13 protein-coding genes and 1 pseudogene are annotated in these 16,646 nt (G+C 33.4%); 9 read left to right on the forward strand and 5 right to left on the reverse strand.

Going from position 1 to position 16,646, the window contains the following annotated elements; translation table 11 throughout:
• Positions 1 to 63: 63 nt before the first annotated feature.
• From X927_RS07720 to X927_RS07725, 3 genes and pseudogenes are all read right to left on the reverse strand, one after another.
• Positions 64 to 1,068: an ABC transporter ATP-binding protein gene (locus X927_RS07720; RefSeq protein ID WP_103077504.1), complete on the reverse strand. Its 1,005-nt coding sequence runs from the start codon at positions 1,066 to 1,068 to the stop codon at positions 64 to 66.
• Positions 1,069 to 1,156: 88 nt separating this feature from the next.
• Positions 1,157 to 1,321: pseudogene (locus tag X927_RS10430) on the reverse strand (Rpn family recombination-promoting nuclease/putative transposase); the annotation flags it as partial.
• A gap of 15 nt (positions 1,322 to 1,336) precedes the next feature.
• Positions 1,337 to 2,146, reverse strand: a complete 810-nt coding sequence (locus tag X927_RS07725; RefSeq protein WP_245855508.1) for an Rpn family recombination-promoting nuclease/putative transposase — start codon at positions 2,144 to 2,146, stop codon at positions 1,337 to 1,339.
• Positions 2,147 to 2,334: 188 nt separating this feature from the next.
• On the opposite strand from X927_RS07725, the gene era reads away from it, so the two are divergent.
• Complete coding sequence (gene era, locus X927_RS07730; RefSeq protein ID WP_103065943.1) at positions 2,335 to 3,255, forward strand: GTPase Era; 921 nt, start codon at positions 2,335 to 2,337, stop codon at positions 3,253 to 3,255.
• A gap of 21 nt (positions 3,256 to 3,276) precedes the next feature.
• Here the strand turns inward: era and X927_RS07735 are convergent, their stop codons facing one another.
• Positions 3,277 to 3,864 (reverse strand): ANTAR domain-containing response regulator, encoded by a 588-nt coding sequence (locus X927_RS07735; RefSeq protein WP_103077505.1) that lies wholly within the window; start codon positions 3,862 to 3,864, stop codon positions 3,277 to 3,279.
• 19 nt (positions 3,865 to 3,883) lie between these two features.
• Positions 3,884 to 5,752, reverse strand: a complete 1,869-nt coding sequence (locus X927_RS07740) for an ATP-binding cassette domain-containing protein (RefSeq protein WP_103077506.1) — start codon at positions 5,750 to 5,752, stop codon at positions 3,884 to 3,886.
• A 339-nt stretch (positions 5,753 to 6,091) separates the two neighbouring features.
• On the opposite strand from X927_RS07740, the gene X927_RS07745 reads away from it, so the two are divergent.
• The 8 genes from X927_RS07745 (at position 6,092) to X927_RS07780 (ending at position 16,625) form a co-directional block, all read left to right on the forward strand.
• Complete coding sequence (locus X927_RS07745) at positions 6,092 to 7,111, forward strand: sugar-binding protein (RefSeq protein ID WP_103077507.1); 1,020 nt, start codon at positions 6,092 to 6,094, stop codon at positions 7,109 to 7,111.
• Between the two features lie 163 nt (positions 7,112 to 7,274).
• Positions 7,275 to 8,156, forward strand: coding sequence for an ABC transporter permease (locus X927_RS07750; RefSeq protein ID WP_103077534.1), 882 nt, complete (start codon positions 7,275 to 7,277; stop codon positions 8,154 to 8,156).
• Entirely contained in the window at positions 8,153 to 9,649 is a 1,497-nt protein-coding gene (locus tag X927_RS07755) for a sugar ABC transporter ATP-binding protein (RefSeq protein ID WP_103077508.1), read from the forward strand. Before X927_RS07750 ends, X927_RS07755 begins: the two co-directional genes overlap by 4 nt.
• Before the next feature lie 15 nt (positions 9,650 to 9,664).
• A complete protein-coding gene (locus X927_RS07760; RefSeq protein ID WP_103077509.1) occupies positions 9,665 to 11,989 on the forward strand; it encodes a methyl-accepting chemotaxis protein in 2,325 nt (774 codons plus the stop codon).
• A gap of 200 nt (positions 11,990 to 12,189) precedes the next feature.
• Positions 12,190 to 13,020 (forward strand): class I fructose-bisphosphate aldolase, encoded by an 831-nt coding sequence (locus X927_RS07765; RefSeq protein ID WP_103077510.1) that lies wholly within the window; start codon positions 12,190 to 12,192, stop codon positions 13,018 to 13,020.
• A 46-nt stretch (positions 13,021 to 13,066) separates the two neighbouring features.
• Positions 13,067 to 14,080 carry a carbohydrate kinase family protein gene (locus X927_RS07770; protein WP_103077511.1) on the forward strand — a complete coding sequence of 338 codons (1,014 nt, stop codon included), beginning with the start codon at positions 13,067 to 13,069 and terminating at the stop codon, positions 14,078 to 14,080.
• Positions 14,081 to 14,425: 345 nt separating this feature from the next.
• Positions 14,426 to 15,064, forward strand: coding sequence for an L-ribulose-5-phosphate 4-epimerase (locus X927_RS07775; RefSeq protein ID WP_103077512.1), 639 nt, complete (start codon positions 14,426 to 14,428; stop codon positions 15,062 to 15,064).
• A gap of 28 nt (positions 15,065 to 15,092) precedes the next feature.
• Positions 15,093 to 16,625, forward strand: a complete 1,533-nt coding sequence (locus tag X927_RS07780; RefSeq protein ID WP_103077513.1) for an FGGY-family carbohydrate kinase — start codon at positions 15,093 to 15,095, stop codon at positions 16,623 to 16,625.
• Positions 16,626 to 16,646 lie beyond the last annotated feature (21 nt).

Raw genomic sequence — 16,646 nt, forward strand, 5'->3', positions numbered from 1 at the left:
TAATTACTTTTTAAGAAGGGATTTTGGAGAGCAACCTCCAAAATCCCTTGGTTTAGATTATGATCAATAATATTTAGGATTAGTTGGGATAAAATTAAACTTCTCAGGTACATTTTTATGTACCAAGAGTCTGATCGGTTTTCCATGGAAATCGCATTCTACCAAATTATGAGAAGAGTCGTAGATATGACTTTCTACTGTTTGAACTTCGAGTCCTTCATCTTTAATGGCTATTTCTTCAGGTCTAAAGCATAATTTGTAACTACCATCTTCTTTATCCACTTTTAATTTATTTAATACGTTGCCACCTTTGATTTCAACGTCTATTGTGTTCAATCCTAATCTGGAAGTAAGTTCCATAACTTTTAAGTTTGATGGGTTCTGGTAAACATCGAAGGTTTCTCCAAACTGCAAAAGCTCTCCATCATCCAGTATAGCAAGATAATCACTTACCGACAAAGCATCTTCGGGATCACTGAAAACTGCTATCGTAGTTTTACCTAGTTCTTTTATAAATCTTTTGAGCAAAGCTCTCATTTCTACATGAAGCTTTCTATCCAACTGACTCAGTGGTTCATCAAGGAGCAACAATCTGCAATCGTGTAATTTCTCTCTCCCAAAGGCGATCAACTGCTTCATACCTTCAGGCAATTCATCGGGCTTTAATTCTAAATAATTTGGTAAACCATCTAACTCTTCTGCCGCTTTTATTGCTATCTTATACACTTCTTTTTTCTTTTTTCCACCAATGTACAAAGGGAAACCCAAATTCAATTTCGTATCTAAATGAGGAAAAATGGCATAGTTTTGAAAGACAAAACCGACCTTCCTGTCTCTTGGGGAATACTTCTCTATCCTCTCGTCTCCAAAGATAATTGCTCCAGATTCAGTTTTATTCAAACCCGCAAGGGTTCTTAATAATACCGTCTTACCTGAACCTGAAGGCCCTAAAATAGATAAAACTTCTCCAACTGGTAATTCAAAAGAGATATTTTTTAGCCTGAATTCACCTACTTGGGAATTAAGATTTTCCACCTTTAAAGAAACATCATTGGTTACTTCAACCATTATTTTTCACCTCCTTTGCCAAGTAATAGTGCAAAGATTGAGGTTACTTTACAATTACAGTACAAATACTTCGGAACAAATCAGTCTATTACAACTCTTTCCATAACTCTTTTAGCTCTTCTATGGTTATTTCCAACAAGTTATCTCCTATGTAATCTATCGACTTCTCATTGGCTTTTCTTATTTTCTCTTTTATTTCTTCAGTTAATTGGTTACCGAACCTTTTGCTTAATATTCTAATTGCAAAATCTTTTTCACCTTCAAGTTTTCAATTTCTTTCACCTTCAAGTTTACCTTCATTCTTCAACTTTTCTGCTATCGTCATTATCAATTCACCCCTTTCATCCATTACCTTTTTTGCTACTTCTTTTACCTTTTCTATGTTTATATCGTCCCTTGTATACATTAAATACAACATACAAGATTCAAATAATTCATTAAACGTCTTTTTGTCTTTTATCCCAATAAGAAATTCAAATGCCCTTCTTAATTCTTCATCAAACTTTTCTCCTGTTTTTACTCTTGCCACTCTTGTCGTTTGTAATATCGCCTTTAAATTTGCTAACCCTACTATTCCTAATTTTTCTTCCGGTGAGAAATCGTATATCTCATATTGGTAAGTAGGTATGTATTGTTTCATTATTTCCGGTAGCTCTTCTATTCCTTCTATGAGATTTATTAACTTGGTCTTTATATTCCACTTGTTTTCTCCATTGTATATTACTAGTGGTATTATTATAGGTAATTTGTTCGTTTTAGTGTTGTATTTTTCTTCCCATATTCTGAGTATGTATTTTAAAAGTTGTAGAAGTACACGCGGATCATTGTAGCTTTTGTGTTCAAAGAGAATGTATATGTATCCATCTTTTCCATTTATTCTCGTTTTGTACAACATGTCTGAGTGGCTTTCTTTTAAATCTTCATCCACATAGCTTTTGTCTTCTTTGGTTAAATAATTTAAGTCTAGTACTTTGGTAATCTCAGAAGGTAAATAGTTTTCTAAGAAATTTTGAGCTATTTTTTTGTTACCAAAATGTTTTTTGAAGAAAGCATCGTGTGGATTGTTTAATTCACTCATCTTTTGCCTCGCTTTATGCGATAGATTTTGTTTTGTTCAAAATTAATTATACCATTTATTTGTTTAACTATACTAATGATTGTAGAAATTTTGACAAATTGCCTTTTATAACTTGACTTTTACTTAATACTAAACTAGAATATAAATAATGAGTGTAATTTTATCAAATATTGTTTTTGGAGGAAAAGATGGAAAATAACGGTTTTAAAAGTGGTTTCGTCGCCTTGGCTGGAAAGCCTAACGTAGGAAAATCAACATTGATAAACGCTTTGATGGGCCAAAAAGTGGTTATCGTTTCTGACAAGCCACAAACCACAAGAAATAGAGTAAACTGCATATTAACGGAAGATCATTATCAAATAGTTTTTGTCGACACACCTGGTATTCACAAACCTATAAGAAAAATCGGGGAATACATGGTCAATATCGCAATAAATGCATTGAAAGGTGTTGACCTAATACTTTTTATAATCGATGCAAAGGATGGTTTAAGAAATTCAGATTTAAGAGTTGCTGAAATAGTCGATAAATCAAAAATTCCTACCATTCTTCTTGTGAACAAAGTTGACCTAGTAAAAGATAAAGAGAAAATTAACTTGATGACAGAAAAAATAAAAAGTTTATGTTCAAATATAGTTACAACCATTGAAATTTCGGCCTTAACGGGTAAAAATCTTTCTGAATTAAAACAAAGTATTATAGATTTATTACCTGAAGGTCCACAGTACTACCCAGAAGATATGATCACCGATAAACCGTCAAGGTTCATCATTTCTGAGTTAATTCGGGAAAAAATCTTTCATTTAACAAAGGAAGAGATCCCTCATTCAAGCGGTGTAGTTATAGAAGAACTGAAAGAAAGAGAGAACGGCGTTTTGTACGTAAGAGCAGAAATTTATGTTGAAAAGAAAAGTCAGAAACCTATTATAATAGGTAAAAACGGAAGTATGATTAAAAAGATCGGCCAATTGGCAAGGCAAGACATCGAAGAACTTTTTGAAAGAAAAGTCTACCTTGATCTTTACGTAAAGGTTCGTGACAAATGGAGAGACGACAAAAACATTTTAAATAACATTATGGAATACAAAGTAGAAGAAATAAAAGATTGAAAATAGACTGCTATATGCAATTTAATCAATTCTAAAAGCCTTGTCAGCTTCTATAATTTCCTTCGCAACATCAACTAACTTTTTGTTGGAATTTCTACTCTTTTTTTGCAAAAATTTCATAGATTCTTCTTCGTTTAATTGTAATCTTTCCATTATGATACCTTTGGCTTTTTCTATTAATTTTCTTGATTCCAAAGTTTCTTTGGTTACTTCTAATTCATTTTTTAAATTTTTAATATCCTCAAATCTAGAAAGAGCTATTTCAATCGCGGCTTTCAAATCAGATTCGTCTATGGGCTTTATTAAGTACCCTAAGACTCCCAGATTTTTTGCTTTATCTATCAATTCTTCATCATCGTAACCGCTTACAATCAATGTGGGAATAAAAACCTTCTGGCTTATCCTTCTTAATGCCTCCAAACCATCCATAACAGGTAGATTGATATCAGCTATTATCAATTCAGGCTTTTTTTCTAAAGCTAATTTGACCAACTCTTTACCGTTTGTAGCTTCTCCTACTACTTTACATCCTAAATTTTCTAAGTTACTTTTTAACCCCATTAAAATTAGGTATTCATCCTCAGCAATCAGTATCTTCAAGTCCTTCATGGTTTAACCCCCAACATCTTCAAATTTTCTCCATTTCTTCAACGGAACTATTCGTACTAATTTGTTTTACTGGGATTTCAATTCGTACTTTGGCACCATTAGCACTTTCTACATATATCTCCCCATTTAGCTGTTTAGTAATTATAGAATATACGATTGATAAACCAAGCCCCTGGTTTTTTTGAATATCGAAACTTTGTGGTAATCCTACTCCATTATCCGAAATCTCCAGCTTTATTGTTTCGTTCTCGAATTTTGAAATAATAGTTATCTCACCATTTTCTTTACCAACAAAAGCATACTTTAGACTGTTAGTAATCAACTCGTTCACCACCAAAGCTATCGCAGAGGCCTTGCTATATGAAACGAAAATATCGTCCAATTCAAAGTTAAATCTAATCTCTTCTCTTGTACTGCTCATAAATTTGACTATCTTAATTATCATCTCTTTGAGATTGATAATACTTCTACCTAATTTATCTTTTGACAACAAATCATGCACTGCGGCAATACTTTTTATCTTCGACATTAAATCATCGAGCATCTCTACTACATCTTTCCTTGAATCTTTTTTATTGGACATTTTATACAAAGACATCAAACTAATTATGGACTGAAGATTATTCTTTATTCGATGATGACTCTCTTGTAACAATACAGAACTTCCAACTAACCTTGTGTCATGAATTGCTAACGCAGCTTGATGAGCTATAGTTTCTAAATACTTTATCTCTTCTTCGGAATATAGGTATACTTCTTTGTAATAAATATGGATTATACCACTCAATCTTGATCTTATGTACAAAGGGACACATATGAAACTACAGATATCTTTGTTGATTTTAAAGAATTTTTCGAAACCTTTATCTCTTTTTGAAAAATAATAAACTTTTTCATCGCCAATCAAATTTAAAATTTCTGATTCATTCGGTTCAACTTCCACATTCTTGTTTCGTTTGTAAAAAGCTTTATCTATTATTGCGTTTGTGTCCTCATCCATCAAAGATATTCCACATGCCTCTGCTTTCATAGCCTTTGCAGCATTTTTTGCAAGCAGATTCATAAGATCATCTAGCTCATATTCTGATGTTAAGTATTCTGCAGCTTCGAAAACCGATTCAATTAGTTGACTTTCTTCAGGATTTACATTATTGTCATCAGAGTTAATTCCCATAATCTTATTTATCAATTTTTTAGGATTATTTTTTACCTCTTGGGAGTCCAAAATTTCCGCAATCTCACCTTCATTCAATATTGCGATCTTATCAGCGATTCTCAAGGCATCTTCCCATTGTTTAGTTATGTAGATTACACTTTTACCTTCTTTTTTGTGTGTTCTTATCATATTGTGGAGATTCATCAAAGAACTTAAAGAAATATTCTCAGCTGGTTCGTATAAAATCACAACATCTGGATTTACAGAAAAAGCTCTTACAAACGCCAAATTTTTCTTTTCTTCTAACGTGAGATCTCCTACTTTCATATATGGTGATAAGTTCAAATTATACTTTTTTAAAATTTCCTCCACTACTTTCTGGGTTTTTCTTTTAAAATAAAAAATCGATAGTTTTTTCTTATAAGAAGTATCTAAAAACAAATTCTCTGAAACAGAGAGATTCTCTAATAACCTAGGTTTTTGATTAATAATTTCAATCTTATTTTTCTTTAGATCATACAGATTGAAAGGAACAAGTTGTCTCATATGAAACAATTTCCCTTCTGCAGGTAACTTACCAATTAATCCATTGATAATGGCATTCTTACCTGAGCCTTCTTGACCAACAATGGTTATAACTTCCCCTTTTTGTACTTCTAAGGAGAAATTTTTTAAGAGTTCAGTGTCTTGATCTTTTACACGAAAATTCTGAATTTCAAACAAATTTGACATAACAATTCCCTCTAAAATCAAAAAATCTTTATTAGTTAATTTTACCAAATTTATATAAATTAAGAAAATCTAAGATTTTTTAACTTAATCAAAAATAAATGACTTAGAATAACTCTAATCGGATCTAATCGCCCCTAATCGATGTTGACATAAAAATGAAAATATGATTAAATGTTTTCAGAAAGTCATCCTCAAGGGTGGGATGATAATATTCAATAAAAAATTTAATAATATGAGGTCATGAATGCCTTAGTATATTGAATTATATACTAAGGCATTTTTTGTTTGATAGGTACCTATAGTCACTTTGTAACAACAAAATTTACAGGAGGTGTTTTTATGAAACGTTTTTTGGTAGTTTTGGTATTGTTAGTGAGTTTATTTGCATTCTCTGAAACCTTTTTACTTTCACCAAAGTCTATGAACAACCCCTATTGGTTTGCAGTAGAAAACGGTATGAAAGACGCAGCAGAAGCCTTAGGAGTTGAAGCAATATTTGATGCTCCTATAGAAGCTGATGCAGCAGAACAAGCCCAAAAGATACAAACCTATATTATTCGTGGTGTGGATGGTATTGGTATATCTCCCAATAATCCAGAAGCTATTAAATTTGTCATTCAACAAGCTTTGAACAGGGATATTCCAGTAGTAACTTTTGATTCTGATTCACCAGATAGTGGTAGATATGTATATTTGGGAACTAACAATTACAATGCAGGATATGCTGCTGGTGAACTTATGGGACAACTTATCGACCAATACAAACCTGATAAAACTACTTTGAATTTTGCTATTTTAACAGGGGGGTTGGCAGCAGTTAATTTGAACGAAAGAATCGCAGGATTCAAAGATGCCATGGAAGAATACTCCCAAAAAACAGGAAAAGAAATCGTTTATGTTGCAGATCCTTTCCCATGTAACGACGATACCGCTGTAGCTGTTCAAGTTTTAACAGATGTTACCAGACGTTATCCAAATTTAGATGGTTGGTTCACTTCTGGCGGATGGCACTTGTTTGCTCCAGTGGATACGGTTATTAAAGCCTTAGGTGGAGTGGAAAAGGCAGAATCACTCTTAACAATTGGTTTTGACACTTTACCACCAGAATTGGAACTCGTAAAAGCAGGTGCCTGGAAGGGACTGGTTGGTCAAAGGCCATACGACATGGGATATTTATCTCTAGCTGTTTTATACAATATGTCGAAATTAGGTGTAGATAAAACACTACAATTATTACCAAAAGTTACAAATGAAGATGGTTCAGTTGATTACATTATAGATACGGGAGTCGATATTGTAACCTCAGAAAATGTTGATGAATTCTTTGAATTTGCCACTGAAGTTTATACTAAAAGATAGATAAACTTTCTTAAGCGATGGGACCTTCTTATTCCCATCGCTTTTAATCAATAAAAATTTTAAAAATACCTAAGCATTTACAAAGGAGGAAAAAAAATTGGAGACGTTAAAAAAAATTTTTGCTATAAGAGAATTCACTATATTCTTGGTTTTAATTGCTCTGATGCTTTTCTTGGGAATAACTGCACCAGGGTTTTTATCGGTTGATAACCTTTTCAGTATCATTTTAAATGTGACATTTATTGGGGTTATGGCTTGCGGTATGACAATGGTAATTATCACTGGTGGAATAGACCTTTCTGTTGGCTCTATTTTAGGTTTATCTGGAGTTGTGATGGGGTTACTCATGCATGATTTAGGTTTAAATCCTGTCCTGAGTATTTTGGTAGGCTTATTAGTTGGAATGGCTGCTGGATTAACAAACGGACTTCTCATTACCAAAGTTAAAATTCCACCGTTTATAAGTACTCTAGGTATGCTCAGTATAGCAAGGGGTTTAGCATATGTATTAAGTGAAGGCTGGCCAATATCTCCTTTTCCAAAGTCATTTACTTCTCAAGGTCAAGGTATGGTTGGACCTGTTCCTGTTCCTGTATTATACTTCGCTGGAGTTGCCATTATCGCTTATATATTTCTACGATACACTATCGTTGGAAGAAGAATATATGCAACTGGTGGTAATTTAGAAGCATCAAAATTGGTTGGAATTAAAACTGATAGAATATTGATAATGGTTTATGTAATTAATGGGTTGTTGGCAGCATTTGCTGGATTTTTAATGACAGCATGGTTGGGAGTAGCTCAAGCAAATGCTGGTCAAAGTTATGAATTAGATGTTATTGCCGCAACTGTTATAGGAGGTACGAGTCTACAAGGTGGAGAAGGAACTATCTTAGGAACCGTGATTGGTGCTATCATCATGGGTGTACTGAGAAACGGGTTGATCCTTTTAGGTGTGTCTTCTTTCTGGCAACAAGTTGCCATCGGTGCAGTAATCATTATCGCCGTAGCCTTCGATCAACTTAGAGGGGGGAAAGAAGGATGAACCCTGTCTTAAAAGTAGTTGATATTTCTAAAGAATTCCCTGGTGTAAAAGCTTTAGATCAAGTAAGTATTGACTTTTATCCTGGGGAAGTTCATGCCATCGTGGGAGAAAACGGTGCGGGAAAGTCCACATTGATGAAAATCATAGCAGGCGTTTATAAACAAAATGCAGGCAAAATAATTTTTAAGGGCAAAGAAAGATATTGGAAACATCCTTCAGAAGCTATTGAAGAAGGAATTGTTACTATCTTTCAAGAATTGTCAGTCATGGATAATTTATCTGTCTCAGAAAATCTGTTTTTAGGCTCTGAACCAAAAAGAGGACCTTTTCTTAACTATGGTAAACTATACAAATCTGCAAAGGAGTTCTTAAAGGAGTTTGATCTGAACATAAATCCTAATGACAAATTAAAAAAATTCACGATTGGTGTTCAACAAATGATTGAGATTGCAAGGGCTACCTACAAAGAATCTAAAGTTATTATAATGGATGAACCTACCTCTTCCCTCACGCAGAATGAGGTTGCAAAATTGTTCGAAGTTATAAGAAATTTGAAACAAAAAGGTGTGTCAATTATATTTGTCTCCCATAGGTTAGAAGAAATATTCGAAATAGCTGATAAAGTTTCTGTTTTAAGGGATGGAAGATTAGTTGAAACAAATAATATATCTGATCTTAACCGAGATAAAATCGTTGAAATGATGGTTGGAAGAAAAATAGAAAATTTTTATATAAAAAAAGAACACGAAATTGGTAAAACGATCATGAAAGTTGAAAATCTTAGTGGCGAAGGATTCAAAAATGTTTCATTTGAGGTTAATGAGGGAGAAGTTTTAGGCTTCTCCGGCTTGATAGGTGCAGGGAGATCAGAAATCATGGAAACTATAATCGGTTTAAGAAAAAAGAAATCAGGAAAAATCTATGTTGATAACAAAGAAGTGACAATAAATAATCCACTTGATGCTATTAAGTTGGGTATAGGTATGGTACCAGAAGATAGGAAAAGAAAAGGATTGATTTTGATTCATTCTGTCAAAGATAACATATCTCTTCCTAGTTTAGATAAATTAAAGAGATTTCGAATATTCGTGAATGAAAAAGCGGAAAAAGATTTGAGTAAATGGGCAATAGATTCCTTTAACATAAAAACTCCTTCTCCTACAAGAAGAGTAAAATACTTATCGGGGGGAAATCAACAGAAAGTTGTAGTAGCAAAATGGATAGCTTTAAGACCCAAAATCTTAATACTAGATGAACCAACTCGAGGGATAGATGTGGGAGCTAAAGCGGAAATATATGAATTGATATCTGAACTAGCACTACAAGGAATGGCTATTATCATGATATCTTCAGAATTACCAGAGGTTTTACAAATAAGCGATAGAATAGCTGTTATGGCTTATGGACATCTTACGGGGGTCCTTAACGCCAAAGAAGCTTCACAAGAAAAAGTTATGAAGTTGGCTACTCAAAAAGAAAAAGTATACGCATAATGGGAGCTGAAAGAAATGAAAATTAGTACAAGAATAATATCTGGCTACATTATCGTTATTGCTGCTTTAATCTTAATATTAGGTGTTGTAAAAATTACCATTTCCAACTTAGAAAAACAAGGTAATGAAACCGTTATTTCGGCTGAGAATATGATCTCCAATCTGGAATCTTTCCAAGATTTTTTTCAAGGTTTTTATAATACTACCCAAGCAAATATAGCACTCATATCATCAGGATATTTATCTGACATAAATCAAATTAAAAGTGCTCAAGAAGACTTTAACACTTTTCTAAGTGAAGGGAAAAAACTTCTTCTCCAGGAAGAAGACTTTTCTCAAGATTTTTTAGTAAAAAGTTCTTCTTTATTCCAAAATATTGAAGACTTGAATCAACAAGCTTCTTCTAAAATTACAATCCTAATTCAAAAAAACCAAGAAATTAGCGATCTTAGTAAGAAACTTTCTAGCAATGAAGCAAATATCCAACAAATTGAAAATCAAATGAATGACTTGCTAACTTACAATGAAAGCAAATTAGAGGATGAAATTAATAAGATAAAATCCCTTCAGGAAAAAATTCCCAATTGGGACGACTTCGAAGGTAATGAAAAAATTAAACAAGAGACAGAAAGCTCTTTAAATTTAGATGGTATAGGTATCTGGGGTTTGGAAAAATTTTGGAATAAGGATCTATTACCTCACTTTTCACAGGCTGAAGAAAACATTAACTTATTAAAATTAACGGCAAGAGAGATCCTCATACAAAATACAATATCCCAAGAGCTCACACTCTCCCTAAATAACGCTGTTGAAGAAATAAAGAAAATTATAAACTACATACTTGACGGTGGCTATTTCGTAATAATGAATCCTATTGAGGCTGTTGTTATTGATAAAACTGTTGATGCATACCAAAAAAACGTTAATAAATATGCGCAACTTAGGGCAGAAAGAGATGATCTAAGAAAGGAATACACTTCATTGACAAATCAATTATCAGAAAGTCAAAATGAAATCCAAAAGATGAATGGGGAACTAAGCAAGTTATTTAGTATCGAACTTATTCCTTTGATAGAAACTTTTTCTAATTTAGTTGAAAGCGAAATGACTGAAATTCAAAAATCAGCTAATTCAAACGCACAAATAATTTCTACTAACGCTCAAAAAGTTCTTAAAAACGTAAATTCTGTTTTTAATACGACTTTAATTACTACTCTCATTGTTATAGGTATAATTATTTTCATCACGTATCTTCTTAATCATTCAATATCTGGGACTCTAAAAATTACTAACGAATTGGCTAACAGTATTTTGAATAAAGACTTGACACAAATTCCACCTTCTTCAAAAAAGAAAGACGAAATTGCTCAAGTTCATAACGCTTTTATTAATGTAGCTAATTCTCTAAAAAGTATGCTAAACCAGCTTAAATCTTCTTCAAATATTCTAAAACAAAATGCTGAAAATACTTCTTCTGTAGTTGAAGAATATTCAGCAGTTAGTGAAGAAATTTCAGGGGAAGTAAATACCTATAGCGACAGTTTAATTGAATCAGTAAATAAATTAAGAAACATTACTTCTTCCTTGAATGAAGTTAAAGATAACTCTGAGAAATTAGGGTATCAAGCAGAAAATTCTGTAACAGAAGCAGAGAAATTTAAATTAGAAATAAACGAAGACATAAAAAATATTCTCCAGATTGCCGAAGAAAACAAAAATATTACTAAAGATGTGGAAAATAATATTAATGATATGCAAAAGCTTTTGAATGTAACAAAAGAAGTTAGTTCTTTCGCTGAAAACATCAGATCGATAGCAGAACAAACCAATCTTTTATCTTTAAATGCAGCAATAGAAGCAGCTAGAGCGGGAGAAGCTGGAAAGGGATTTGCGGTAGTTGCGGAGGAAGTAAGAAAACTCGCTGAAAGCTCTGAAAAAATGGCTTCAGATGTACAAAACGCTGTCTTAAAAATGGAAAAAACTGTAAGCTCAGTAGCTGAATCAACTTCAAACACAGGGAAAAAGGTTGAAGATAACGCAGATAAAATTGAAGAATTAAGTTTAAGAATAAAAAAGATACAAGAAAATATCGACAAGACTGTAAATACTATTGTAACATTAAAAGATTTCATTGAAAGTGAAAACAAATTGGTGATTGAAGTTAGCAACAATACAACCGAAATCTCTGAGCAATTTGAAGAGACTTCTAAAGGCATTTTAACCTTCAAAGAAAATTTGGGAGAAGTTGCAAAGGCTATGGAAAATCTCACAGAAGAATCACAAAAACTTTTGGACCTTTCAGAATCTATAAATTCGTTAGTTAAAGAATATCGACTTTAATTTATGATCTTTTCTCTTTGACTTAAAAAAGTTTCAATCAGTTTTTTCTCTTACTATTTTTTAAAACAGGTTATAACTAGTACTAGTAACTATATTCTTGTACAAAGCAACTCTCTGCTTAACATCCCATACGATAGTGACGATGCAACTGATATATTTACAGATCCAAACTTTAAAAGAATTTGAAAAGAGGTAATAGAATGGGCATAAAAGAGTTGAGACTCTCGCGTGTTTTGAATCCAGAAAGCGGAAAATCAGTTATTATTCCCATAGATCACGGGCTCGTGATGGGAAATGTTTCGGGACTACAAAATCCTGTTAAAACTTTGGAAAAGCTAATAAATATAGGAATAGATGGAACGTTGATAAGCCCAGGTATAGCAAAGATAACAACTGATCTTTTTACTTCAAAAGATGCTCCTGGTAGAATTTTAACTATGGATTTACCCCTACCTTCGACGATTCCCGGAGGTAGTGGCGATACGATTGGTCATAAACTAATAGCTGACATTCAATTTGCCATAAGATATGATTTTGATGTAGTCAAAGTCTTACTACCTTGGGGAGAAAAAGAAAATATCCAGATGGAGAGTATAGAAGTTGTGGAAAAGGTAGCCAATGAGTGCGACAAATGGAATATACCGCTCATGGTTGAACCTGTCTTATGGGGTAATAGCATACCAAAAGAGAAGAAGAATGATCCTGAGCTTATAGAACATGCCTCACGAATGGCACTTGAATTTGGAGCAGATATATTGAAGATTCCATATACAGGCGATGAAACTGAATTTAAAGAATTAGTTAATAATTTAAAAGTACCCGTTTTTGTTCTTGGTGGTCCTAAGATGGATAATATAGAAGGTGTTATTAAGGTAGCAAAAGAATCCATCGAGGCAGGAGCAAAAGGAATAGTATTCGGAAGAAATGTTTGGCAAAATCCCAAAATGGAATCTCTCATCATGGGATTAAAAGAAATAGTCCATAAAAATGCCAATGTTGAAGAAGTAATCAAAAAATATAACCTTGCATAGTCAGATGAAACTATCCCTCTTTAATAAAAAAGGAGAACCCAAAAAAATGGAAAGAAAAGGAATCACAATTGGAGGAATAATAGTTTTTGACTATATCAAAATTGTTGATACTTATCCAAAAGTAGGACGTTTAGCCAATATTTTAAACATAGAGTATTCTGTGGGGGGAGCTGTTCCCAATACTTTAATAGACTTAGCAAAGATGGATAAAAATTTATCCCTTCAAGCGATTGGGGTAGTTGGGAATGACAAGCTGGGAGAATACGTTTTAAAAATACTAAAAGAAAATAATATAAATACAGAAATGGTTTTTCAACAAAATGAGGTAGGGACTTCTTTCACCGACGATATGATCGTTGAATCAACAGGGGAAAGGACATTCTTTCACTATCGAGGTGCAAACTCTCTACTTGATATTACTCATTTTGACTTTGATAGAATTAACTCTAAAATATTACATGTTGGATATCCTTTATTATTAGAGAAACTCGACTCATCAGATCCCGACTATGGAACTGTTTTGGCAAAAACGTTAGCAACGGCTCAACAAAAAGGAATAAAAACATCCTTAGACTTGGTAAGTGAAAATTCTGATAGGTATTCTAAAATTATTCCACCTTCTTTAAAGTACACAGATTATTGTACTATCAACGAAATAGAAGCCTCTTTAACAACCAACATACCAATAAGGGACACAGAAGATAAATTGATCGTTGATAACATCGAACCCGTATGCTTCAAATTAAAAGAAATGGGAGTTAAGCAATGGGTGATAGTCCACTCTCCTGAAGGAGCTTTTGCACTAGATGAAACAAACAATTTTTATATACAACCTTCTTTTGATCTACCTGAAGGTTATATAAAAGGGACAGTAGGAGCAGGGGATGCATTCTGTGCGGGAGTATTATATTCTATCAATAAAGGATGGGATATATCAAAAGCTTTAAAAGTTGGAACAGCCACTGCTACAGCTTGCCTTTCAAAAAGTGGAACAACAAATGGCGTGAAGAATATAGAAATCATGATGAGACTGTATAGAGAGATAAATGTAAAAAGTTAATCTTTTAGAAGATGCATAAACAATTTTGAACCATACAATCAACTTCAAACCCTGATTAGAATTTTTTCTAACCGGGGTTTTATTTTTTTACATTTTTTTCAAAAATTGAGATTTAAGTTGTTAATCCAATTTAATTGCCTCTAAACAGACGAGATAACCTGTAATTGCTAATAATTACATTTTGCTTACAAGAAATATAGGTATATAATTAGTATGTACAAATTTAAAATTTACCAAGATTAATATATACATGTTGTAATATTTTTATCATACAAGTTAACTCTAAAAATCTTAATTGTAGCAGTTTTGAAACATAAATTTTTATATCAAAGAGGAGAGTGGAGAATGTACGAAGATTTGAAAAAAGAACTATACAAAGCGCACATGAATCTTGAAAAATACAGATTAGTTGCCTACACCAGTGGAAATGTCAGTGTAAAAGTAAACAATCACGTAATAATCAAACCCTCTGGAATACCATATGATGAATTGAAAGTCGAAGATATGGTAGTTCTGGACATGGAAGGAAACACAGTAGAAGGCAAACTAAAACCGTCTGTCGATTCTGCTACCCACCTTTACCTTTACAAAAACTTACCTGAGGTAGGGAGTATCATTCATACTCACTCACCTTACGCTTCTGCTTTTGCGTTGCTATCACAGCCAATACCTGTTTACAGCACTGCACATGCGGATGTTTTTGGGGTGCAAGTACCTGTTTCAAACTATGCACCTGTAGGCTCTGAGGCAATTGGTAAAGCTGTGATTGAAGTTGTTAATCAAGCAAAAGCAGTTCTTTTAAGTAAACATGGGGTAATAGTCATGGGAAAAGATATCAATGAGACTATAAGAAAAGCAATTTTCTTGGAAGAGGTTGCACAAACAGCCTATCTTGCTAGGACTATTGGAAATCCAGAACCTTTGGATGAAAAAGAAGCAAAACGACTATATGAATTTCATCATAGTAACTACGGTCAAAAATGACAAATAAAGAGTTTAAGGAGGGCAACGTATGTACTTAATAGGTACGGATATAGGAACTACTGGGACAAAAACTGTCATTTTAGATGAAAAAGGAAATCTAATCTCAAAAGCAAGCAAGACCTATAAAGTGAACACACCAAAGGCTTCATGGGCAGAACAAAATGCTGATGTATGGGTAGATGCCTTCATTCAAACCTTGAAAGAAAGCGTAGAAATGGCTAATATAAACCCTTCTGAGATAGCGGGAATATCTTTAAGTGGCTTATACGGTGGCGCTGGTGTACCTGTAGATAAAGATATGAACCCTTTGTACCCTTGCCTTATTTGGATGGATCGAAGGGCATCAAAAGAAACCCAGTGGGTTAAAGAGAATGTATCACAAGATAAACTGTTTGAAATAACAGGAAATTATGTTGATTCTTATTTTGGTTTCACCAAGATAATGTGGATAAAAAATAACTTACCTGATGTTTGGAAAAATACTTATAAATTTATCAGCCCTAAAGATTACGTTATATATAAGCTTACTGGAGAACTTTCAACTGATTACAGTTCAGCTGGAAATTTAGGTGGGGTTTTTGATATCAGGACAAAAAATTGGTCCGAAGAAATGGGAAAGATTCTAGGAATCTCCATTGATAAACTACCAGAAAAAATACTAAGATCAAAAGATATTGCAGGTTATTTAAAGCAGGATATGGCAAAACTTACTGGTTTAAAAGAAGGCACTCCCATAATCTCTGGGGGAATAGATGCGCCAATGGCACAATTAAGCGCTGGGGTATTGAACGAAGGAGAACATGTCTTTATGGCAGGGACTTCCACGTGTTGGGGAACTCTGTTGTACGATAAAAAACCCACCACTCCCCAATTAGTAAATTACCCTTACGTTGTCGATGAAGATCATTTACTCTACACGTTTGGTGGAAGTGCCACAACCGGTGCGTTAGTAAATTGGTTTATAGATGAATTTGGTCAAATGGAAAAAACTTTTGGTGAACAATCTGGCTATTCTCCTTATGAACTTTTAGAAATGAAGGCAAAAAAAGTACCTTTGGGGAGCGAAGGCCTCTTAGCATTACCATATTTCATGGGAGAACGATCCCCTATATGGGACCCTGATGCAAGAGGGGTTATTTTTGGAATCACTTTATATCACAAAAAACCACATATTTATAGGGCTCTCATGGAATCCGCTGCTTTCTCACTAAGACATAACATGCAAACCGCAAAAGAATCAGGTATAAAACTAAATCCAGACTGCTGGATAGTAGGAGGAGTAGCCAATTCTGACCTTTGGACTAAGATCTTTGCAGATGTTACAGGCTACAACATGATCAAATTATCCGACAACATTGAAGCACCATTGGGAGATGCTTTTCTCGTTGGACTTGGCACGGGGATATTCAAAAAACCTGAGGAAATCAAAAATTGGATAAAGATAGAAACAACCGTGAATACAAATAAAGACAGTTTCGATAAATACGAAGAGTATTACAAATTGTTTTTAGAACTATATAACAATACTAAAGAAATAATGCATAAAATTGCCAAATTATAACTTACTAAACAAAATAATCTT

It is taken from the genome of Petrotoga mexicana DSM 14811, assembly GCF_002895565.1.
Lineage (GTDB): Bacteria > Thermotogota > Thermotogae > Petrotogales > Petrotogaceae > Petrotoga > Petrotoga mexicana.